This is a genomic window from Parasphingorhabdus cellanae (genome assembly GCF_017498565.1).
In the GTDB taxonomy this organism is placed as follows: domain Bacteria; phylum Pseudomonadota; class Alphaproteobacteria; order Sphingomonadales; family Sphingomonadaceae; genus Parasphingorhabdus; species Parasphingorhabdus cellanae.
The window spans coordinates 3,218,591-3,240,254 of the sequence record NZ_CP071794.1; the positions used below are offsets into that span (position 1 = coordinate 3,218,591).

At 55.5% G+C, this 21,664-nt stretch carries 19 protein-coding genes and 1 riboswitch; of the genes, 15 read left to right on the forward strand and 4 right to left on the reverse strand.

The features are described 5' to 3' along the window. The first annotated feature begins 13 nt into the window (after nucleotides 1-13). The 9 genes from J4G78_RS15430 (at nucleotide 14) to J4G78_RS15470 (ending at nucleotide 10,103) form a co-directional block, all read left to right on the forward strand. Nucleotides 14-1,168, forward strand: a complete 1,155-nt coding sequence (locus J4G78_RS15430) for a deoxyguanosinetriphosphate triphosphohydrolase (protein WP_207987409.1) — start codon at nucleotides 14-16, stop codon at nucleotides 1,166-1,168. 4 nt (nucleotides 1,169-1,172) lie between these two features. Further along, nucleotides 1,173-1,844, forward strand: coding sequence for an NAD(P)H-binding protein (locus tag J4G78_RS15435; protein WP_207987410.1), 672 nt, complete (start codon nucleotides 1,173-1,175; stop codon nucleotides 1,842-1,844). A 154-nt stretch (nucleotides 1,845-1,998) separates the two neighbouring features. Further along, nucleotides 1,999-2,096: riboswitch (glycine riboswitch) on the forward strand. 182 nt (nucleotides 2,097-2,278) lie between these two features. Then, the gene (gene gcvT, locus J4G78_RS15440; protein ID WP_207987411.1) at nucleotides 2,279-3,424 is read left to right on the forward strand and encodes a glycine cleavage system aminomethyltransferase GcvT; all 1,146 of its coding nucleotides are present in this window, start codon (nucleotides 2,279-2,281) and stop codon (nucleotides 3,422-3,424) included. Nucleotides 3,425-3,453: 29 nt separating this feature from the next. Then, a complete protein-coding gene (gcvH, locus tag J4G78_RS15445) occupies nucleotides 3,454-3,825 on the forward strand; it encodes a glycine cleavage system protein GcvH (RefSeq protein WP_207987412.1) in 372 nt (123 codons plus the stop codon). A 17-nt stretch (nucleotides 3,826-3,842) separates the two neighbouring features. Then, nucleotides 3,843-5,201 carry an aminomethyl-transferring glycine dehydrogenase subunit GcvPA gene (gene gcvPA / locus J4G78_RS15450; RefSeq protein WP_207987413.1) on the forward strand — a complete coding sequence of 453 codons (1,359 nt, stop codon included), beginning with the start codon at nucleotides 3,843-3,845 and terminating at the stop codon, nucleotides 5,199-5,201. Beyond that, on the forward strand, nucleotides 5,198-6,781 hold the full coding sequence (gene gcvPB / locus J4G78_RS15455) for an aminomethyl-transferring glycine dehydrogenase subunit GcvPB (RefSeq protein ID WP_207987414.1): 1,584 nt from the start codon (nucleotides 5,198-5,200) through the stop codon (nucleotides 6,779-6,781). The genes gcvPA and gcvPB overlap by 4 nt, the downstream gene beginning before the upstream one ends. A gap of 31 nt (nucleotides 6,782-6,812) precedes the next feature. Then, complete coding sequence (locus J4G78_RS15460) at nucleotides 6,813-7,799, forward strand: bile acid:sodium symporter family protein (protein ID WP_207987415.1); 987 nt, start codon at nucleotides 6,813-6,815, stop codon at nucleotides 7,797-7,799. After that, nucleotides 7,789-8,436, forward strand: coding sequence for a DUF938 domain-containing protein (locus tag J4G78_RS15465; RefSeq protein WP_207987416.1), 648 nt, complete (start codon nucleotides 7,789-7,791; stop codon nucleotides 8,434-8,436). Before J4G78_RS15460 ends, J4G78_RS15465 begins: the two co-directional genes overlap by 11 nt. A gap of 80 nt (nucleotides 8,437-8,516) precedes the next feature. Continuing rightward, nucleotides 8,517-10,103 carry a long-chain-fatty-acid--CoA ligase gene (locus J4G78_RS15470; RefSeq protein ID WP_207987417.1) on the forward strand — a complete coding sequence of 529 codons (1,587 nt, stop codon included), beginning with the start codon at nucleotides 8,517-8,519 and terminating at the stop codon, nucleotides 10,101-10,103. 60 nt (nucleotides 10,104-10,163) lie between these two features. Here J4G78_RS15470 and J4G78_RS15475 read toward each other — a convergent pair whose 3' ends face one another. Both J4G78_RS15475 and J4G78_RS15480 read right to left on the reverse strand, forming a co-directional pair. Further along, nucleotides 10,164-10,439, reverse strand: coding sequence for a metal-sensitive transcriptional regulator (locus tag J4G78_RS15475; RefSeq protein WP_207987418.1), 276 nt, complete (start codon nucleotides 10,437-10,439; stop codon nucleotides 10,164-10,166). 40 nt (nucleotides 10,440-10,479) lie between these two features. Continuing rightward, the gene (locus J4G78_RS15480) at nucleotides 10,480-11,226 is read right to left on the reverse strand and encodes a MauE/DoxX family redox-associated membrane protein (protein WP_207987419.1); all 747 of its coding nucleotides are present in this window, start codon (nucleotides 11,224-11,226) and stop codon (nucleotides 10,480-10,482) included. A 49-nt stretch (nucleotides 11,227-11,275) separates the two neighbouring features. Here J4G78_RS15480 and J4G78_RS15485 point away from each other — a divergent pair, with 49 nt between their 5' ends. Both J4G78_RS15485 and J4G78_RS15490 read left to right on the forward strand, forming a co-directional pair. Further along, nucleotides 11,276-13,168 carry a copper resistance system multicopper oxidase gene (locus tag J4G78_RS15485; RefSeq protein WP_207987420.1) on the forward strand — a complete coding sequence of 631 codons (1,893 nt, stop codon included), beginning with the start codon at nucleotides 11,276-11,278 and terminating at the stop codon, nucleotides 13,166-13,168. After that, the gene (locus J4G78_RS15490; RefSeq protein ID WP_207990782.1) at nucleotides 13,168-14,154 is read left to right on the forward strand and encodes a copper resistance protein B; all 987 of its coding nucleotides are present in this window, start codon (nucleotides 13,168-13,170) and stop codon (nucleotides 14,152-14,154) included. Before J4G78_RS15485 ends, J4G78_RS15490 begins: the two co-directional genes overlap by 1 nt. 413 nt (nucleotides 14,155-14,567) lie before the next feature. Here the strand turns inward: J4G78_RS15490 and J4G78_RS15495 are convergent, their stop codons facing one another. After that, the gene (locus J4G78_RS15495; RefSeq protein WP_207987421.1) at nucleotides 14,568-16,313 is read right to left on the reverse strand and encodes an amidohydrolase; all 1,746 of its coding nucleotides are present in this window, start codon (nucleotides 16,311-16,313) and stop codon (nucleotides 14,568-14,570) included. Between the two features lie 95 nt (nucleotides 16,314-16,408). Between J4G78_RS15495 and J4G78_RS15500 the strand changes: the two genes are divergently transcribed. After that, nucleotides 16,409-16,891, forward strand: a complete 483-nt coding sequence (locus tag J4G78_RS15500) for a hypothetical protein (RefSeq protein ID WP_207987422.1) — start codon at nucleotides 16,409-16,411, stop codon at nucleotides 16,889-16,891. Here the strand turns inward: J4G78_RS15500 and J4G78_RS15505 are convergent. After that, a complete protein-coding gene (locus J4G78_RS15505; RefSeq protein WP_207987423.1) occupies nucleotides 16,888-17,814 on the reverse strand; it encodes a DMT family transporter in 927 nt (308 codons plus the stop codon). The two genes, J4G78_RS15500 and J4G78_RS15505, sit on opposite strands and share 4 nt — an antisense overlap. 240 nt (nucleotides 17,815-18,054) lie before the next feature. Here J4G78_RS15505 and J4G78_RS15510 point away from each other — a divergent pair, with 240 nt between their 5' ends. The 3 genes from J4G78_RS15510 to J4G78_RS15520 are packed head-to-tail and all read left to right on the forward strand — an operon-like array spanning nucleotide 18,055 to nucleotide 21,618. Then, on the forward strand, nucleotides 18,055-19,473 hold the full coding sequence (locus J4G78_RS15510; RefSeq protein WP_207987424.1) for an aldehyde dehydrogenase family protein: 1,419 nt from the start codon (nucleotides 18,055-18,057) through the stop codon (nucleotides 19,471-19,473). A gap of 55 nt (nucleotides 19,474-19,528) precedes the next feature. Further along, nucleotides 19,529-20,476: a polysaccharide deacetylase family protein gene (locus J4G78_RS15515; RefSeq protein WP_243457125.1), complete on the forward strand. Its 948-nt coding sequence runs from the start codon at nucleotides 19,529-19,531 to the stop codon at nucleotides 20,474-20,476. Then, nucleotides 20,473-21,618, forward strand: coding sequence for an acyl-CoA dehydrogenase family protein (locus J4G78_RS15520; protein ID WP_207987425.1), 1,146 nt, complete (start codon nucleotides 20,473-20,475; stop codon nucleotides 21,616-21,618). The genes J4G78_RS15515 and J4G78_RS15520 overlap by 4 nt, the downstream gene beginning before the upstream one ends. Nucleotides 21,619-21,664: the final 46 nt, after the last annotated feature.

The window sequence follows — 21,664 nt, forward strand, 5'->3', positions numbered from 1 at the left end:
CATACCCCAAATAATGACTGGTATGGCCCGCTATGCCAGCGACCCGCGCCAAAGTCGTGGGCGGCTTCATGATGAAGAGCGTTCTGAACATGATGGCAGTATTCGCGGACCGCGCGATGACTTTCAACGCGACCGTGATCGCATCATCCACTCAATTTCTTTTCGCCGGTTGCGCCACAAAACGCAGGTTTTTGTCTCGCCAGACGGTGATCATTTTCGGGTGCGCCTGACCCATAGTTTGGAAGTGGCGCAAATTGGTCGGACCATTGCGCGTTCTTTGGGGCTAAATGAAGATCTGACCGAAGCGCTTTGTTTGGCTCATGATATTGGCCATCCGCCCTTTGGCCATGCGGGCGAAGACGCGCTGGAGGAAGCGCTGGCTGATCATGGCGGCTTTGATCATAATGCGCAGACGATAAGGACATTGACCAAGTTGGAGCGTCCCTATCCGCGCTGGGATGGCCTAAACCTGACATGGGAAATGTTGGAGGGACTGGCCAAGCATAATGGTCCGGTGAGTCAGCCAACCTGGGCTATGGTCGAGGCCAACGCGCTGATGGACCTTGATTTGGGTAGTTGGCCTTCTCTGGAGGCCCAGATCGCCGCGGTCGCGGATGATATTGCCTATGATAATCACGATATTGATGATGGCATCAGGGCCGGGCTGCTCAGCATAGATCAGCTTTTGATACTGCCATTTATCGCAGAGCGCTGGAGTGATATCTGCACGCGCTTTCCTGATGTTGAGCGAGATCGTCTGGTACCGGAGTTGATCCGCGATCAAATTGGCCTGATGGTCAATGATGTTATTGCAACAACGCTTCAGCGGATCAAAGATACTGGAATCGCGTTGGCAGATGATGTGCGTGGTGCCGGATTGATGATCGGCGGCTTTTCAGACGATATGGCGACAAAAGAGCGGGCACTGAAAAAATTCATGTATGCCAATCTGTATAATCATCCGGAGCAGATGGCGGCAGCCGACAACGCGCGGGTCGTTGTCGCTGATCTGGTCAATGCCTATCGGAACGAGCCAAGCTTGATGCCTGATAGCTGGACGGACACATTACCATCTCAGGAACCGGATCGCATCCGGCATATTGCCGATTTTATGGCGGGCATGACGGATCGCTATGCTAGCAAGCGCCACGCCGAGATTTTTGGATAACAATATGACAGAAGCAATATTGGTAGTCGGAGCAACTGGCCTGATAGGGAATTTGCTGGTCCGTAAGCTCGTTACGGAAGGGTGCGACAACGGGCTGCATCTGTTGGTACGAAGGCCATTGGAGGGTGACTATGGAGCGGCAACGGTGCATGTTGCTCCTGCTGAAAAATGGCCGGAGGTTATAGCGTCGGTAAAGGCGCAGCGCGTGGTTTCCTGCCTTGGCTCAACCATGAAAAAGGCGGGATCAAAAGAGGCTTTTGCCGCGATTGATCGGGATTTGGTCGGCGCGGTTGGAAGAGCGGCTAAAGCCGCCGGTGCACGTCAGTTTATCACGGTGTCCTCGACCATGGCCAATGCCGAAGCGTCCGGGTTTTACCTTAAAGTCAAAGGGCAGGCCGAACAATTGTTGCGCGCTGAGAAATTTGACCGGCTCGATATTATCCGTCCTGGTTTGCTGCGCGGAGAGCGATCGGGTGATGCGCGCTTTGGCGAGAGTTTGGCGATCATTGCCAGCCCGGTGATGGACAAGCTGCTACACGGGTCGTTGCGGCGCTATCGTTCGATTGATGGAGAAGAAGTGGCATCAGCCATTACAATGTTGCTCGCGGAGGACAAACCAGGCGCTACAATCTACGAAAATGACGCGATATGGGAGCGAGCGGCCAGCGCGCGATGACAGTGCCGGTTCCAACGAAATTCAGCACAGCGCTTTGCATTACTTCACCGTCTCGCTGAAAAATGTTGCGGTGCATCATCGAATCATTGACTCCCTGAGGCTGCTCCGTCAATCTTTGGTTTGCTTTTGGTTGCCGCCTTTCAGGTATAGATCACGAAGCTGTGCGGGAGAGTGCCAAACTCCATAAAAAGCTTGGCCGCCGAAGGAGCAACCGCCCCGGAAACTCTCAGGCCGATGGACCGCATGGGCTTCACAAGCACTCTGGAAAGAGGGCGCAAGATTAGAAGTCTCGTGCTCCACCGAAGGGGAAATCTGCATTGGGCCTGTCGCGTTGGACTGGCAAAGGCGGACTAAGCTCTCAGGTTCCGTGACAGAGGGGGCAGTTTTGCAGGCTTTTGCTGTGAGCTGTACCTTATGCATGGGCGGAATTTTTAATGAGTGATAATAAAACCGAGACATTGAAGAAACTGCCGCTCGATAGCTGGCACCGCGGCTTTGGTGCGCGCATGGTGCCGTTTGCGGGCTATGAAATGCCGGTGCAGTTTGAAGGCGTGATGGCCGAGCATCTGTGGACTCGCGAATATGCCGGTTTGTTTGATGTCAGCCATATGGGGCAGGTGCAATTGGAAGGGGAGGGTGCGGCAGACGCGCTGGAGGCGATCGTTCCCGGCAATATCTCTGCCCTGGGTGCCGGCAAAATCCGCTACACGCTGCTGCTGGCGCAGGATGGCGGCATATTGGACGATCTGATGGTGACCAATACCGGCCGTAATCTCTATCTGGTGGTCAATGGTGCAACCAAGCATGATGATATCGCTTATTTTAACGCGCAACTGCCATCCGATGTTACGCTGAGTCATATGGAAGATAGCGCGTTGCTGGCGTTGCAAGGGCCGAAAGCTGCCGAAGCGCTGGCAAAGCTGAACATTAGCCCGATGCAGCCCGGCTGGCCGGTACCGACGGATCTTTATTTCATGGAAGCCGGTCCCTTCATGTGGGGTGATATCCCATTGGGCATCAGCCGCTCCGGCTATACCGGTGAAGATGGTTTCGAGATCAGCGTTCCGGCGGAGCACGCCGAAAAGCTGGCAGCGGCCTTATGCGCGCTGGAAGAGGTCAAACCGATTGGTCTGGGAGCACGCGACAGCTTGCGGCTGGAAGCGGGATTACCGCTTTATGGCCATGATATGGATGCAGATGTCCTGCCAGTGGAGGCGAATTTGAACTTTGCGCTATCCAAAGCGCGCCGGGAAGAGGGAAATTTTGCCGGTGCGGAGCAGGTATTGGCGCAATATCCGAACAAGACCGATAAAAAGCGTGTCGGGCTGCTCGTCAATGGCCGTCAACCCATTCGCGAGGGCGCCAGCGTGGTCGATGCCGATGGCAACCACATCGGTGCAGTCACCAGCGGTGGTTTTTCTCCGACGCTGCAAAAACCCATCGCCATGGCTTATGTGCCGACAGCGCTAGCCGAAACGGGCACCGAAATTACCGTGGAGCAACGCGGCAAAGCGATATCCTGCACCGTCGCTGACATGCCCTTTGTGCCGCATAACTATCACCGCAAACCGAAATTATAGACGATTAGAAGAGGGAAAAGGACGAAATTATGAGCCGATATTTTACCGATGAGCATGAGTGGGTAGACGTCGAGGGCGACACTGCAACAGTAGGTATTACCGACTATGCACAAGAACAATTGGGCGACATTGTTTTTGTCGAAACGCCGGAAGTCGGCGCGGCACTGGAACAGGGCGATGACGCGGCTGTGGTGGAATCGGTAAAGGCGGCATCCGACGTTTATGCCGCCGTGTCGGGCGAAGTCATCGAAGTCAACGAGGCGTTGGAAGACGAGCCGGCTTTGGTGAACAGCTCCGCCGAAGAAGATGGCTGGTTTTTCCGGGTCACGCTGTCTGACAAATCCGAACTTGACGATCTGATGGATGAGAAAGCCTACAAGGCCTTTGTCGACGGACTCTAGAAACTGAGGAACAGAAAATGCGTTATTTACCGCTAACCCCAAATGACCGTCAGGATATGCTGGCGACAATTGGTGCCAGCAGCATCGACGAGCTTTTCGTCGATGTGCCAGAAGAAGCGCGGCTAGATGGTCCGATCCGTGATCTGCCAATGCACGCCGGGGAAATGGCGGTCGAAGCGCATATGAAGAAGCTGGCCAGGAATAATTCGGCCGCCGGTGATATGCCGTTCTTCCTGGGGGCAGGGGCCTATCGCCACCATGTGCCTGCCAGTGTCGACCATATCATCCAGCGCGGGGAGTTCCTAACCGCCTATACGCCCTATCAACCGGAAATTGCGCAGGGGACGTTGCAGACTTTGTTCGAGTTTCAGACGCAGGTGGCGCGCCTGTTCGGCGTCGATGTTGCCAATGCGTCCATGTATGATGGCTCCACCGCCTGCTGGGAAGCGATTGTCATGGCGCGGCGGATCACCAAGCGCGGCAAGGCGGTTCTCTCGTCCGGTCTGCATCCGCATTATGTGTCGGTGGCTAAGACGATGGCGCGCTTTACCAAGGACCAGTTGGTGAGCGAAGCGCCGACATTGGACGCGGCGACCGATGGCGCGGATCTGCTCGACCAGATTGATGACGATACCAGCTGTGTCGTTGTCCAATATCCCGATATATTGGGACGCGTATCTGACATGTCTGCGCTTGCGGAAAAAGCGCATAGTCACAAGGCATTGCTGATCGCTGTTGTGACAGAACCTGTCGCCCTGGGCGCGATAAAGGCACCGGGTCAGATGGATGCGGATATCGTCGTTGGCGAAGGGCAGTCGCTTGGCGTTGGCCTGCAATTTGGTGGACCTTATGTCGGTCTGTTCGGTTGCAAACAGAAATATGTCCGGCAGATGCCGGGACGTCTGTGCGGCGAGACGGTCGATGCAGAAGGCAAGCGCGGTTTCGTGCTGACCCTGTCGACGCGCGAGCAGCATATTCGCCGCGAAAAAGCGACATCGAATATCTGCACCAACAGCGGACTTTGTGCGCTGGCCTTTACCGCGCACATGACCCTTCTGGGTGAAAAGGGATTGCGGGAACTGGCGATGCTCAACCACAAGAAGGCGGTCGTCGCTGCGGATCGCTTGGCGAAAATAAACGGTATATCGCTTTTGAATGAGAGCTTTTTCAATGAGTTCACTCTGGTTCTTGATAAAGATGCACGGCCGATTGTCCGCAAGCTTGCGGACCAGAAAATCCTGGCTGGTGTGTCTCTTGGCCGGCTCTATCCGGACGAGAATGATTTGGCGCATGGGCTTGTCGTCGCTGTAACGGAGACGACCAGCGATGAGGATGTCGAAACGCTGGCACTGGCACTGGAAGGAGAATTGGCATGAGCATGTTGACCGAAGGCCGTCCGACCAAACAGGAAGAGAATATCATTGCGCCAGATACAGGTGCACTGAAGACCCATACCGGCAATCGCGCCCTGATGGTTGATGAGCCATTGATTTTCGAAACCGGATCACCCGACCGCAGCGGTGTGGACTTACCAGCAGCGCCAACCGTTGAAAGCCGTCTAGGCGGTCTTGATCGAGACGAGCCGATCAGCATTCCGGGCCTGTCGGAAGCAGAGACCGTGCGGCACTATACGCGGCTTAGCCGCCAGAACTACGCCATTGATGTCGGCCTGTTCCCGCTGGGCAGCTGCACCATGAAGCATAACCCGCGGCTCAATGAGAAAATGGCGCGCCTGAAAGGCTTTTCGGATATCCATCCGTTGCAGCCTGTGGACAGCGTACAGGGCGCGCTGGAAACCATCTATCAGCTTGCGGATTGGCTCAAGACCTTGACCGGCATGCCAGCGGTCGCGATGAGCCCGAAAGCAGGCGCGCATGGGGAACTGTGCGGCATTCTCGCGATCCGTTCGGCGCTGGAAGCGCGCGGTGATGCACGGGAAGTCATCCTGGTGCCCGAAAGTGCCCATGGTACCAATCCTGCTACAGCGGCTTTCGCCGGCTACAAGGTCGAGGATATCCCTGCCAATGCTAACGGCCGAGTTGATCTCGATGCTTTGAAAGCACGCCTCGGTCCTGATGTGGCCGGTGTGATGATCACCAACCCCAATACTTGCGGCCTGTTTGAACCGGATATGAAAGCCATTTCCGATGCGGTGCATGACGCGGGCGGTCTGGTCTATTGTGACGGCGCCAATTTCAACGCGATTGTCGGCCGGGTGCGTCCAGGTGATCTTGGCATTGATGCGATGCATATCAACCTGCACAAGACTTTCTCAACCCCGCATGGTGGCGGTGGTCCGGGTTCCGGCCCGGTGGTCTTCTCCGAGGCACTGGAGCCATTCGCACCTCTGCCTTTTGTTGAGAAAACCGAAGACGGCCATTTCCATCTCGTCGAAGAGGAGACCGCCGAAGACCATCACGAAAGCAGCTTTGGCCGCATGGTCGCTTTCCACGGACAGATGGGCATGTTTACGCGGGCATTGACCTATATGCTCAGCCATGGTGCCGATGGCCTGAAACAAGTGTCCGAGGACGCGGTGCTCAACGCGAACTATGTCCTGCGCAGCATGGAAGATCTGCTGGAAGCGCCGTTCGCGAAATCGGGGCCGTGCATGCATGAGGCGTTGTTCTCGGACAATGGCTTCACCAACGGCCTGACCACCCTGGATCTCGCCAAAGGCCTGATTGACGAGGGCTATCACCCGATGACCATGTATTTCCCACTGGTTGTCCATGGCGCGATGCTGGTCGAGCCGACCGAAACCGAGAGCAAGGCGGCGATTGACCAGTTTATCGGCGCCCTGCGGTCAGTTGCTGGGCGGGCCAAGGCGGGCGATGAACTGCTCAAATCCGCGCCGCATTTCGCTCCGCGCAGGCGGCTTGACGAGACGCAGGCGGCCCGCAAACCGATTTTGGTCTGGCAAGAACCGGAGGAATATGCTGAAGCAGCCGAGTAAAGGCTGACGGACAGCCGGTTTTGGGGGCAATATGATACAGCGCTTAACAAACCTGTTTGCGCTGTGGACGGTCCTCGGCACCGCTTGGGCGTGGTTCATACCGGAGCATTTTCTCTGGGTGGTGGACGGACGTTTCCGACCATTGGGTCAGCCGCTGATCAGCGTTATGCTGGGCCTTATCATGCTTGGCATGGGCCTGACGCTGTCCTTTGATGATTTCAAACGGATCGCCCGTATTCCCAAATGTGTGGCGGCGGGCGTTGTCTTGCAATTCACGGTCATGCCGCTTGCCGGGATTGCCATTGCGATGCTGGCGGGCTTGGAAACCGGACTGGCGGTTGGACTGATCCTTGTATCCTGCTGTCCGGGCGGCACGGCATCGAACGTTGTGGCTTATCTCGCCAACGCCAATCTCGCGCTGTCCGTGACGATGACCATGGCTTCGACACTGATCGCTGTCGTCGCCACGCCGCTACTCACTGGTTGGCTGGCCGGAAAATTTGTCGAGATTGACCAATGGAACCTGTTTATCAACATGGTCTCGATCGTGCTATTGCCGGTGATTGCGGGTGTGCTGCTTAATCGCTATTTTCCCAAAACGACGGCAAAAATCGCAATAGTCTCTCCGCTCGCATCGGTGATCGTAATTGTGTTGATCGTTGGCGCCATCATTGCCAATTCCAAAGCCCTGATACAGGAACATTTTGGTATATTGATGTTGGCCGTGCTGCTGCTTCATGTTTTCGGCTTTGGACTCGGTTATATTCTGACCCGGGCTTTGGGCTTTGGTGTCGGAGAACGACGGACAATCAGTATTGAGGTCGGTATGCAAAATAGCGGTCTGGGTTCCAGTCTCGCATCGACGCCCGCCTTCGCCGCGCAATTTGCAACACCGATGCAGGCGGCTCTCGCGCCGGTTCCCAGCGCGATCTCAGCGGTCTATCATGTCGTCATTGGCAGTTTTCTTGCCGCGATTTGGCGGCGGCAACCCATCGAGGAGCGCTTTGATGACAAATGAGGGCGATTCCACCCCATGGTTCCGCGATCAGGCTGGCCCGGAGGATGAAAAGCATGCCCCCGCCACTCTGCGCAACCGCGACGCGATCGTGGCGCTGTTGCGCGATGTTCTGCCCGATAGTGGCACCGTGCTGGAAATTGCCAGCGGCACGGGCGAACATGCGGTCTATTTCGGTGAGAAATTCCCTGGCCTGACATGGCAGCCCAGCGACCCTGATCCAGATGGTTGCCGTTCCATCGCCGCGTGGACGAAGCGGTCAGGGGTGGGCAATGTCCTGCCGCCGCTGCAACTCGATGCGCTCACGCCCGATTGGGATATTGCGCAGCCTGCAGCGATCTTGTGCATCAACATGGTCCATATCGCGCCGTGGGAGGCGTCCATCGGTCTGTTTGAGAAGGCGGCGCGCCTGCTGCAACCGGGCAGCGCTTTCTTTCTCTACGGCCCTTATTTCCGCGGTGATGCGCCCACGGCGCAGGGCAATCTCGACTTTGACCGCAGTCTCAAAAGCCGCAATTTGCGCTGGGGCATTCGGGAAGTTGATGACATGGATGCGCTGGCCACGAAAAACGGGTTTACCCGCACCGACCTCGTTGAAATGCCAGCCAATAACTTGTCGCTAATTTATCGGCGCGACTGACCTTGCGGCCGCAGCGTCAATGCTCTTGCCTTGATTTAAGCGACCGCTTAACGTCGCGCAAAAGAGATTAAGGAGTGGGCATGTCAAACGAAACACCAGAAATCCGCCGGTGCATGGGATCTTCCATCGCCTATTGGGCAGAGCGCCTGCCAGATAATATCGCGCTGGACGATGCGGCGGGGGTATTCACCTATGCGGAGCTTGACCGGATTGTCACCGATTATGCGCGGGCCTTCGCCGGGTCTGGCTTCAAAAAGGGCGACCGCATCTGCTGGCTTGGCAAGAACAGCGCGCTCTATTTCACTTTATTTGCTGCCGCTAGCCGGGCAGGTGCCGTCATCGCACCAATTGGATGGCGATTAGCCGCACCGGAAGTCGCCTATGTCCTGAAGGACTCTCAGGCAGCGCTGGTGATTTGCGAGCCGGAATTTGCCGAAACCGCGAAGCAGGCGGCGGCCGAAGCGGGAACGGTCAAGATGATATTGGTTGCGGGGGAAGCAGACGGCCTGCAAGCACTTGATGAGTGGTTGGTCAAGACTCAGCCCGGCGACTTGCCCGAAACCAATCCGGCAGAGGGCGTGTTGCAACTCTACACATCCGGCACCACCGGCAATCCAAAGGGCGTGGTGCTGACCAATGACAATCTGTTCAAAATGCGCCCGCTGGTGGAGAATAAGCCGGAACATGCGTGGATTGATATCAGTCCGGACGACAGCACGCTGGCGGTGATGCCTTGCGCGCATATCGCGGGCTCCGGCATTGGCCCGATTGCCTTTTACAATGGCGCCACCATGATGGTCATTCCGGAATTTCATCCCGACACGGTGCTCGATTGCGTGGACAAGGGGCTGAACCAGTTTTTCCTTGTGCCGACCGCGCTGCAAATGCTGGTCAACTGGCCGCGCGCCAAGGACACGGATTTTTCAAGCGTGCGGTCCGTGACCTATGGCGCCGCGCCGATCCCGCTGGAACTGCTGCGTCAGTGTATTCAGACCATGCCGCAAGCCTTATTCTGTCAGCAATATGGCATGACCGAAACGACCGGCACTGTGTGCATCCTGCCGCCTGAAGATCATGATCCGGCCGGGAACGAGCGCATGCGCGGCATTGGTATCCCGCTGCCCGGCGTGGAGCTGCGCATTGTGAACGAGCAGCACAATGAAGTGTCGCCGGGTACCATCGGAGAAATCGCCACGCGTTCCGGTCTTAACATGCTGCATTATTTCAATAATCCGGAAAAGACCGCTGAGACCGTGGACAGCGACGGCTGGCTCTATACCGGCGATGCGGCGATTATGGACGAGGATGGCTATTTCTACATCAAGGACCGGGTGAAGGACATGATCATCTCCGGCGGCGAAAATGTCTATCCGGCGGAAGTGGAAAACGCGATTTTCGGCCACCCGCAAGTCAATGAAGTCGCGGTTATCGGCATCCCCGATGAGAAATGGGGCGAAGCGGTAAAGGCGGTTGTTTCTCCCAAGCCCGATGCGGGCGAAATTGATGCGGACAGCGTGATTTCATGGGCCCGCGAGCGGATTGCCGGGTTCAAAGTGCCGAAATCGGTGGATGTGATCTCGGAATTGCCGCGCAATGCGAGCGGCAAGATTTTGCGCCGCGAGTTGCGCGCGCCTTACTGGGAGGGCAAAGAACGCGGGGTGAATTAGGCAAACGCCCCAGAATCTTGTCGGCTGGCGTCTGAGTAGCGCGCAAAAGCGGCCATCCGCTCAACGCTTCATTTTCTCGAAAAGATCGACCAGCTCGGCAAATTTTTCCTTTTGCTCATCCTCATCGCCCGAGGATATCGCTTCGGCCACACAGCAGGCGGCATGGTCTTTTAATATTTGGCTCTCCACTTTTGACAAGGCTGATTTAACCGCCTGCATTTGGGTCAGGATGTCGATGCAATAGCGGTCATCTTCAACCATTTTGGCGATACCGCGCACCTGTCCTTCTATACGGTTTAGCCGGTTTAACTTCGCGCTATTCTCACCCTTGCTCATGATTCAACTTATCCTTGCATCCCAGTTTGGCAGCCTCAAGCTACCCATTTAACAGCTTTAAGCCCATCCACAAAGCCATGGTGATCATCATCAGATTTTCGGTCAAAGACACAAAACCGAGCGGTACATTGCTATCGCCGCCGACACAGGCGCATTTGAGCTCACGCTTGTCGACATAGACAGCTTTGAAGACCGAAAAAGCACCGACGGTTCCAATGAAGAGCGCTATCGGAACGGCCAGCCACATCAGCACGCCAGCAATCATCAATAGCCCGGCCAAGCCCTCCGCGAACGGATAGATATAGCCATAGCGCACCCACCGCCGGGCCAGCAGGTCATAGTTGAGGAACATGGTCGAAAAGCTCTCCACATCGCGCAGCTTGAGATAGGCGAGTCCACACATGGAAAATGCGATAAACCATTCAAAGGTCCGGATGGAAATCCACGATCCTTCTGCGACAAAAGCCGCTGCCAGCGCCATGAGAAACGTCATGGCAAATAACGCGATGACTGGCTGATAGCTGGTCGCATCTGCATCCGGTACAGTTTTGCCGAAATATTCTCTCACATCATCATGACCACCTATGCGCTCGCCATCGATAAATGTCTGGGGCGTCGTCTCTACCCCATGTTTCGCTTTGAAAGCATCGGTGTCCGCGCGTGTGGTGAGATGATGATCGGCAACCGAATATCCCTCTCGTTCCAGCAGGTCTTTCGATTTGAGCCCATAGGGACAGATATGGTCTGACATGACCATCCGGTATAGCTTTGCGTGCTTGGTTTCCATCCGATCGTCCTTGTTGTCAAATACCTATAGGGGGTATATAGGTTCCGCCATGATCAAAAGCAAACACCCCATGTCCCGCCGCCATGTGATTAGCAGTCTTGCTGCGGTTTCGAGTGCCTTGGCACTTCCCATGCCAGCTTGGGCAACCGGCAAAATGGGCGGCAAAATGCGAGGCCTGACGCGCAAGGGTATTCATGAGCTGTCAGGGTCCAAGATTGATCTGCATATTGGTGATGGCCGTTTTGCAACGGGCGGGCGATCGGGTCACGCGATTGCCGTCAATGGCTCGGTCCCTGGCCCGCTGATCCGCCTGAAAGAGGGGCAAGACGTCACTCTTTCGGTCCATAACATGCTGGCCGAAGACAGCTCGATCCACTGGCATGGCCTGTTGCTGCCGTTTCAGTTTGATGGCGTTCCCGGGATCAGTTTTCCCGGTATTAAACCCGGCGCGCGATTTGACGTGCCATACTTACCGCGCCAATCCGGCACTTACTGGTGGCACAGCCATAGCGGCTTGCAGGAACAGATGGGACATTATGGGCCGTTGATCATCGATCCGGCTGGTCCTGATCCGGTGCAATATGACCGCGAGCACATCATTTTGCTGAGTGAATTTACACCAATGCACCCGCATCAGATCATGAAAAAGTTGAAAGTCTCCGAAGGCTATTTCAGCCAGCAGAAGACGGCGGCTTTTGATGATTATGAGTTTAGCGGCGAAGAACGGCGCATGTGGGGGCAGATGCGGATGATGCCAACCGATATCGCGGATGTCTCTGCCCCGACCTACACCTATCTGATAAATGGTCACGGACCCGATGATGGACTGGAGCTGCCTTATAAACCGGGCGAGCGGGTGCGGCTCCGGATTATCAACGGCAGCGCGATGACGTTTTTCAACATTCGGCTGCCCGGTCTGCCGATGACGGTGGTCCAAGCGGATGGAGTCAACGTTCAACCGGTTGAAGTCGACGAGCTGCAAATCGGTGTAGCAGAAACCTATGATGTGATCGTTCAGCCTACCGAGAATGGCAGTTTCGCCCTAGCTGCGGAATCGATGGATCGCAGCGGGATGGCACAAGCTTCCCTGACTTCACAGCCCGGCCAAAAGGCCGCGTTTCCGGCTCTGCGCGATCCGCCCTTGTTGAGCATGACTGATATGGGCCACGGCGGCATGGTTGAAGGCGGCCATGGCGGTCATGGCGGCGCCGGAATGGATCACAGTAAGATGGATCACAGTAAAATGGATCACGGTGCTGCCAAGTCTCAGGCGATGGACCCCTCGAACATGGATCATAGCGGGCACAATATGGGCGCTAAGGACCCAGGCCCTGCGATTGGCGATGATGCAATGGCCGGGCACGACATGGGCGCGATGGGTAGCATGGCGATGCGTGATACCAGCATGCTTCCCGATACGGTCAAAGTCGGCCCGGGTATCGACATGGTAGCAATGGGCCCTCAAGATCGTACCGGCTATCCGGGGCTAGGCCTCGATAATGTCCCCCACCGCGTGCTCAACTATCGGATGCTCAAATCGGTGGAGATGGATCATGATAAACGTGAACCTGATCGCGAGATGGAATTGCATCTGACCGGCAATATGGAACGGTATATGTGGTCGCTCGATGGCCAGAAATTCAGCGCTGTCGGCGATGATCCGATCCGCTTTGGCTATAATGAACGGGTGCGGGTGAAACTGGTCAACGATACGATGATGGCACACCCCATCCATCTGCACGGCATGTTCTTTGAAATCGTCAATGGCCAAGGTCATTACCAACCGAAGAAACACACCGTCATTGTTCAGCCCGGCAGCAGCGCGACCTTTGAAGTCACCACGGATGAACCCGGCGATTGGGCGTTCCACTGTCACCTGCTGTATCACATGCATGCCGGTATGATGCAGACGGTCAGCGTTGCCTTTCCGAAGGACGCATGATGGTGAAATATTTGGCAGCTTCATTGGCGGCTTTGACTGCCGCTACCCCGGTGATGGCTCAAGATCATAGCAAGCATGTCGGTCATGGCGATCATCAGATGTCCGCCACACCAGAGGAAGCGCCGGTTACAGATCATAGCATTATGGATCATTCCAAGATGGACCATGGTGGCAACAAAACAAAGCCAATAGATGACGCGAAGGTCGACGGTTCAATGGACCATTCTGATCATCAGATCGGCAAGTCCATGAGCTCCACGCCCCATATGGAAACCGGCCGGATTAAAGCAGCCGACGCCATATGGGGCGCAGATGCTATGCGAGCGTCGCGCGAAGCACTCTATGCCGAACATGGCAATATGCAGATATTCTGGTTTCAGGGTGACCGCGCGGAATATCGGGCCCGCGAAGGGGAAGACGGCTATTTATGGGATGTTCAGGGCTATTATGGCGGGGACATCGATAAATTCTGGTTCAAGAGTGAAGGCGAAGGCAGCTTTGGCGAACCGATTGAAGACGCAGAAATTCAGGCGCTTTACAGCCGCGCCATCGCGCCTTTTTTCGACTTGCAGGCTGGTATCCGGCAAGACCTTACAGGTCCTACACGCACGCATGCAGTGATCGGCATTCAAGGCCTCGCGCCCTATATGTTTGAAATTGATGCGGCGGCTTTTTTGTCTGAAAAAGGGGATTTGACCGCCCGGATCGAAGCCGAATATGACCAGCGGCTGACACAGAAACTTATCCTGCAACCGCGTGCTGAGGCTAATTTCTCAGCACAAAATATTCCGGAGCTTGGTATCGGAGCAGGCATCGATGATCTCGAACTGGGTTTGCGGCTGCGCTACGAGATCGTTCCTGAATTCGCGCCCTATATTGGCGCCGAGCAAGAGTGGAAGATCGGAAACAGCCGTGATTTTGCTATCGCCAGTGGTGAAGACGCCAGCGTCACCAACTATGTCATCGGCATCAGGTTCTGGTTTTAAGAAATATGACGATAATTTTCAGGTTTCGGAACATCGCAGCCTCGGCAATCTATTCGAGTCCGCTTCGATAGCCCGCTCATTGCGACCCCCCACACGCTAACCGGCAATGCTATCGGTCTTTCCTACATCCACTCGAACAGCTATGCTTGTGTCGTTCCGGGCCGTGACCGGACAGGCTCTTTGACATCTGAAACACATCCAACCAAAGCGGCCCATTGGCACTGAATGGATACGCCGTTTCTATCCTGAGCAAAGGTCACACTGTCCGACCCCTCCATGGTCCATAAAGCCCGGTTATCTGCGGGTTTTGGGCGCAGGTTACAGGATATAAAAATAGGCCTTTGGTGTCCTCTTTTGGGTGCGCATCGCAGTCTCTGGTTCATGCTCCTGTCGGCGCAACAGCACGCTTGGCGCTATTCTGTTGCCGGAAACCAGCGCCCTTCAAACACCACGCCTTTGACCTCGATCTCTTGCAATTTTGCCGCCCCGCCCTGGTAAGGATCACGGTCCAGCACGGTGAAATCGGCTTTCTTGCCGGTGGCTATGGAGCCGACCATGGCATCGAGGCCGATGACCTGCGCCGCTTCTATGGTGATGGCGCGCAGGGCTTTATCGAGCGACAGCTTTTCCTGCGGCGCTTTTACATTGCCATCCAGCGTGATCCGGTTGCTCGCCACCCAGGCGAGATACAACGGATTAATCGGCGCCATGTTAAAGTCACTGTGCAGGCCAAGCGGGACGCCTTTGCGCTCCAGTGAGCCAAGCCGGTTCATCTGCGCGGCGCGATCAGGGCCAAGACCGGTTTTGGCATAAGCATCGCCAAGGATACGGATATAATTGGGTTGGGCAGAGACATAGAGGCCCAGCTCGCCGATCCGCCGGTTCTGCGCCTCGGTCGAATAACCCAGATGCTCCATCACAATATCCTGACCATTTCGCGGTGCCAGTTTTTCGGTGATCCCAAGCACGACATCCAATCCTTTATCACCATTGACGTGCGTATGAAGGTTCCAGCCCGCATCCCAGAATCGCTCGGTCTGTTTCAACAATTCATCGGGTTCGGTCAGCCATTTGCCGTCATGGCCATCGCTATAACCGGGCGGGTTCATCTGCATATATTGAGCAAAGAAAGCGCCGTCAGCGAATAGTTTCACCCGTTTGGAGAAGAAGAATTTATCGCTGTCATATTTGGCTTTCATATCTTTTAGCCAGACATTGGGGTCGCCAGTAACCAGCGGCGCAACGGGAATGGCGAGGATGCGCGATGGCGTGGTCGGCTGGTCGTACAGGCTTTTGAACAGCGCCGCCTCCGCTTCCGGCCCGCCAAAACCGCCAAAAGCAAGATCGGCACTGGTGGTGACGCCGTTTTCCAGCATCATCTGCCGCATATCGGCAAGGCCCTCTTGCACCTTGGCGGGTGAAAAGAGATAGGGACGCAGCTTTTCAATGCCATTGAACAACGCCGTTTCATGAATAATCCCGCTGGCATAATCGGCGTGACTGGGATCGATGCCAGGTTTGTTGAAGGCGGCGGCAAAGGCGTCTTCGGTCCCGATGCCGAGCAATCCGAGCGCCGGCGTATTGACGATTATCTCATGAAAACTGCGTTGCCAGATGACGACGGGGCGGTCCGGCGCGATGCGGTCCAATTCGGCGCGGTCCATATCGCCGTGGAACAGCTTGTGATGGCCCCACGTGATGAACAATTTCTCATCGCTTTTCGCTAGCTCCTCTTTCAAGCGCCGTTCATAAGCCGCCTTGCCGCGCGCCGCCGGATAGGTTTTGCCGGGCAGATCCCATGCTTCGGGACTGATAAAGGGCAGGGGCAGCATCATAATCGTCTGCATGGGGTGAACATGCGGCTCGATAAAACCGGGCATAAGGATGCTGTCGGCAAAGCGCCGGTCAATTGTCACATCACGGCGGTCTGTCCATGGGCTGAGGTCTTCTATCTCCTGCGCCAGGCCAAGGATGATGCCGTCTGACGTGGCGACATATCTGGCCGCGGGATATCCCGGTTCCATGGTGATGATTTTTGCTGCTTCGTAAACGGTGACGGCGGGATAGGTGACAGTGTCTGATGGCTCTGACGCACTGGCCAAAGTGGTCAAACCAAATATTGCCACCATGGCAATCAGGCCGCGAATGAAAATTTGCACAAGAACCTCCCCGTTTTTTCAAAGACTAAGCGGCGTATAACGTCTTGGGCAAGCGCTATTTGCATGATAGCCTGTCGGGTAAGGGGATTGATTCTATGAAATATGCATTGATAACTCTTGTGGCGGCATCCGTGTTTCCAGGGCTGTCGGCTGTGGGACAGGCTGAACAAATGCAATATGTGACAGAACCGTTCGTGATGCCCCAGAGCAGAGCGCAGCATATTGTATCAAAGTTGGGCGACATGACCCTGAAAAGCGGCGACCGGCCTAGCGTGGCGCAGCTCGCACGCGATTGTTTAAGTGCAACATCTTACATCATGAAAGATGGCGCTGGTGTTGGCGGTATCAACCAGTCCGCGATGCCCGGTATGAGCTTTTGGGGTTCGATCAACGGCGCTGTCTATGTCCGCGCTGACCGCAATGGCCGCCCAGTTGAGTTTGGCGAGGGTGATACGGTCTACCAGCGCAAATTCCTGAATGATGAGGATGATGCGGCGATTGAGGCTGGGCAAGTGCCCGGTTTTGTCCGTGATCACTATACCGAGTGTGAAAGCATCCGGAAGCGTTTTGGCGGCTAAGCCTTTTTGGCAGCCTTCACATGCTCGCGCCAGGCGATGAACAGGCCGGACCCGATGATGATCGGCGCGCCGAACCAGATCGACAGGCTGGGCCACTGATGAAATACGACAATACCGATGATGGTGGCCCAGATAAGCGCGCTATAATCCATCGGCATGATGGTGGATACCGGCGCAAAACGCAGCGACTGGGTGATGGTTAGCTGGCCAATGGCGCCAAAAATGCCGACGCCGAGCAGATAGGCCCAGGTCTTCGCATCATGTCCGCCACCATATATATAGGCGCAAACGGCCAGGCCGGGCAGGGTGTAGATGGAGAACCAGAAGATCGTCACGATGCTGGTTTCGGTTCGCCCGAGCATGCGGATCACCAGCGTTACCGATGCGGTGACCAGTGCGCCAGCCAAAGCTACTGATGCGCCTAAAGCCGGGATCATATCACCGCCCGGCTGGATAACGACTAGCACGCCGACAAAGCCGATCAGGACGGCAGACCAGCGCGGGATCCCGACTTGCTCACGTAGGAACAGCGCGGCGAACAGGGTAGCGAATATCGGGACAGTAAAGCTGATCGTGGTCGCATCGGCCAGCGGCAGCAGCGTTATCGCCCAGAAATTGAGCCCCATCGCAAAGATCCCGAGCACCGAGCGCAAAATGTGGAGCCCGTGCTTATTGGATCTGATCGCTGACCATCCTGCCGCGCTGCGCCAGATTAGAAAGCAGATCAGCGGCATCGCGGTAAGCTGCCGGTAAAACAGGCTTTCGGTGACATGGACGCCTTGTTCCCCGGCCAGTTTGACAAAGGCAAACATAATAGCAAGCGCCAGCATCGCGGCCAGCCGCATAACGATCCCGGCAATCGGTCGGTTCTGGCCGAGAACCGCCGTTTCTGCCGGCTCTTTATCTAAAACATCAGTTGTCATGTAGCGCTGTGGATGGTGGTAACCCCTGTAATTGAGCTTGTGATAGGCGCAATTCCGCAGGCAATGCAATTGCGCATTGCAGCGCAGCACTATTGCTTTTGTAATTTAGTTGCGCTCCGGCACGGCGCAGGCATTGCATGGCTATTCACGGCCAATTATATAGATGGGTAAGAAAACAGCCGGATCGACGAGTCTCTCTACGTGGATCATCCCGGTAAAACATAATTTCAGGAGCTTTACATGCTGGACACAACCACCAACCCACAGGATCCGATTGCGGAAGAAGTCGCCGAACTGGTTGCGCGGTCGCGTGCAGCACAGCAGCAGATTGAAAACTACACGCAGGAACAAGTCGATGAACTGATCCGTGCTATGGTCTGGGCGGTTGCCGAAGAGTCTGTGGCCGAGAAAATTGCGCAGCATACCGTCGATGAGACCCAGCTGGGCAATTATGACGGCAAATATCTGAAAATTTTCCGCAAAACCCGCGCAACTCTGTTCGATATTATCGACGATAAATCGGTTGGCATTATCGAGGAAGATCACGAGCGCAATATCGTGAAGATCGCCAAACCCGTTGGCGTTATCGGCGCATTGTCGCCATCGACCAATCCGGAAGCCACGCCAGTGATTAAAGCGATCTCGGCGGTCAAAGGGCGTAACTCGATCATTGTTGCGCCGCATCCCCGCGCCAAACTGACAAACAAACTGATTTGTGACCTGATGCGCGATGCCATTGTGAAAATGGGCGCACCGGCTGATCTGGTGATCAGCATTGATGTGCCATCGGTCGAGAAAACCAATGAACTGATGCGGCAATGTGACCGTGTGCTCGCCACTGGCGGCGGTGCGATGGTTACCGCGGCTTATTCCAGCGGTACGCCGGCTTTAGGTGTTGGCGTTGGCAACGCTGTGATCACTGTGGACGAGAGCGCTGATCTCGACGATGCAGCGGAAAAAATCCGTATCTCCAAAACACTGGACCTCGCGGCGAGCTGTTCTTCGGACAATAGTGTGATCCTGGTTGATGCCATTTATGATGAGATGGTCGAAAAACTGAAGCATCAGGGCGGCTATCTCTGCAATGAAGAAGAGAAACAGAAATTGCAGGATGCGCTGTGGCCTGATGGCAAATTCAATACCGCAATTGTTGCGCAACCGGCTGAAAAAATCGCTGGCATGGCCGGTTTCAATCTGCCCGAAGGACGAACCTTCTTCATGGTTCCGGAAACCGGTTTTGGCCCGGACTTTCCTTTCTCTGGTGAAAAACTGACCGTCATCATGGCGCTTTACCGTGCTGCTGATATCAACGAGGCAATTGAACTCACCAACAATATTCAGGCCTATCAGGGGCAGGGGCATAGCTGTGGTCTCTACTCGCGGTCAGACGAGAATATCATGAAGCTCGCCAACGCGACCCGCACATCCCGCGTGATGGTCAATCAACCACAATCCGCGTCCAACAGCGGAAACCTCTGGAATGGCATGCGTCAAACCTTCTCGCTCGGCTGCGGCAGCTGGGGCGGAAACGGCACCAATAACAACATTACCTGGCGCGATCTGATCAATGAAACCTGGGTTTCCAAGCCACTTGCGGTATCCAAGGAACTGCCTTCCGACGAAGATTTGTTCGGCGACGTAATGCAAAAACTGGCATAGCGCCATAGTTGCCGATAGGAGGTGCCTTTCTAACAAGAAAGGGAACAGTCCTACCATGATGCGCTTCTTATTCATCTTGATCGCGAGCTTTGGTCTCGCCCTACAGCCTGCTGTTGCGGAAAAACGGATTGCGATCAGTTTTGATGATATTCCCCGGCATGCCGGGGGGTTCTTCACGTCGGACGAGCGGGCGATAAAGCTTATTGCTGCATTGGCCGAAGCGGGTGTTGAGCAGGCGGGATTCTTCGTGACCACCGGCAATCTCGACAAGCCGGATCGGAAGGGAGGAGAGGAACGGATTCGCGCCTATGTCGCGGCGGGGCACGTGATTGCGAACCATACCCATACCCATCCCTGGCTATGGAAGACTGATATAGCGGATTATGTCGCCGAGATTGATCAGGCCGAAAAATGGCTGAAGGGCCGGGATGGCTATCGACCCTGGTTCCGCTTTCCCTATCTCGATGAAGGCCGCCGCGATCTGGAGAAACGCTATGCAATACGCCAGGCACTGACCGAGCGCGGCCTGAGCAACGGCTATGTGACGGTCGATAATTATGACTGGCACATTGATTATCTGGCGTCACAAGCCGCCAAGGCAGGCAAGACAATGGACATGGACGCGCTGCGCGATCTCTATGTTGAAACGATGGTCGATACCTCCAATTTTTATGACGATATCGCGGTGCGGACGACAGGTCGCTCCCCGGCTCACGTCCTGCTGCTGCACGAGACGGACATTGCCGCGCTGTTCATTGATGATCTGGTGCGCGGGCTAATCGCAGACGGCTGGACGATCATTACAATGGACGAAGCTTATGCCGATCCGATCGCGCAGATAGAACCCGATACATGGTTTCTAGGCAGCGGCAGGGTCGCGGCCATGGCGCATATTAAGGGCATCGCGCCCCGCGAACTTGTGTATGAGCGGACCGACGAAGATGTTTTGAACCGGCTTTTCGCCGAGCGGGTTTTGAAAGAAGAATGGAACGACAAGAAATGACTGATCAATTCTCCCTGACCGAAGACCAGCTTGCCATTCAGGATATGGCGCAGAAATTCACGGCCGATGCCATCACGCCCCATGCCGGTGAATGGGATGAAAAGCATATATTCCCGCGCGATGTGATCAAACAAAGTGCTGATCTGGGGTTCGGCGGGATTTATGTGTCGGAAGAATCTGGCGGGATCGGGCTTGGCCGGCTGGAAAGCGCGATCATCATGGAAGCGATGGCGTACGGATGCCCTTCTACCAGCGCCTTCATCTCGATCCATAACATGGCAGCATGGATGATTGATACCTTCGGTGCACAGGCGGTGAAGGATAAATATCTCCCTGATCTGATCAGCATGGAGAGAATCTCCAGCTATTGCCTGACCGAACCGGGGGCCGGTTCCGATGCTGCTTCGCTAAAGACCAAAGCGGTGCGGGATGGCGATCATTATGTCGTCAGCGGATCGAAAGCGTTTATATCTGGCGGCGGCGAGAACGAACTCTATGTCACGATGACACGGACATCGGATGACGGTGCGAATGGCGTGACCTGTCTGGTGATCGAAAAAGACATGGAGGGTGTCAGTTTCGGCGCGAATGAGAAGAAGCTCGGCTGGCATTCACAACCGACCGCGCAAGTGAATTTCGACAATGTTCGCGTACCAGTCGAAAACCGCGTTGGCGGCGAAGGCGAGGGCTTTCGTATCGCCATGGCGGGTCTCGACGGCGGGCGGCTGAATATCGGAGCCTGTTCGCTTGGCGGAGCGCAACGCTGTCTCGATGAAGCGGTGGCCTATACCAAAGAGCGCAAGCAATTTGGCAAAAGCATCAGCGACTTTCAGAATACACAGTTCATGTTGGCCGATATGGCAACCGATCTCGAATCCTCGCGCGCGCTGCTCTATATGGCTGCGGTAAAGGTGACCCATGGCGCGCCGGACAAGACCAAATTTGCCGCCATGGCCAAGCGTCTGGCGACGGATAATGGTTCAAAAATTGTCAACGATGCGTTGCAGCTTTTTGGCGGCTATGGCTATTTGCAGGACTATCCAATCGAGCGCTTCTGGCGTGATCTGCGTGTCCACTCGATCCTCGAAGGCACCAACCAAGTCATGCGGATGATTGTATCACGCGAAATGCTCAGGCAATGAGTGTGCGTCATCCCAGCGAAAGCTGGGATCTCCCTCGGAGGAGTCG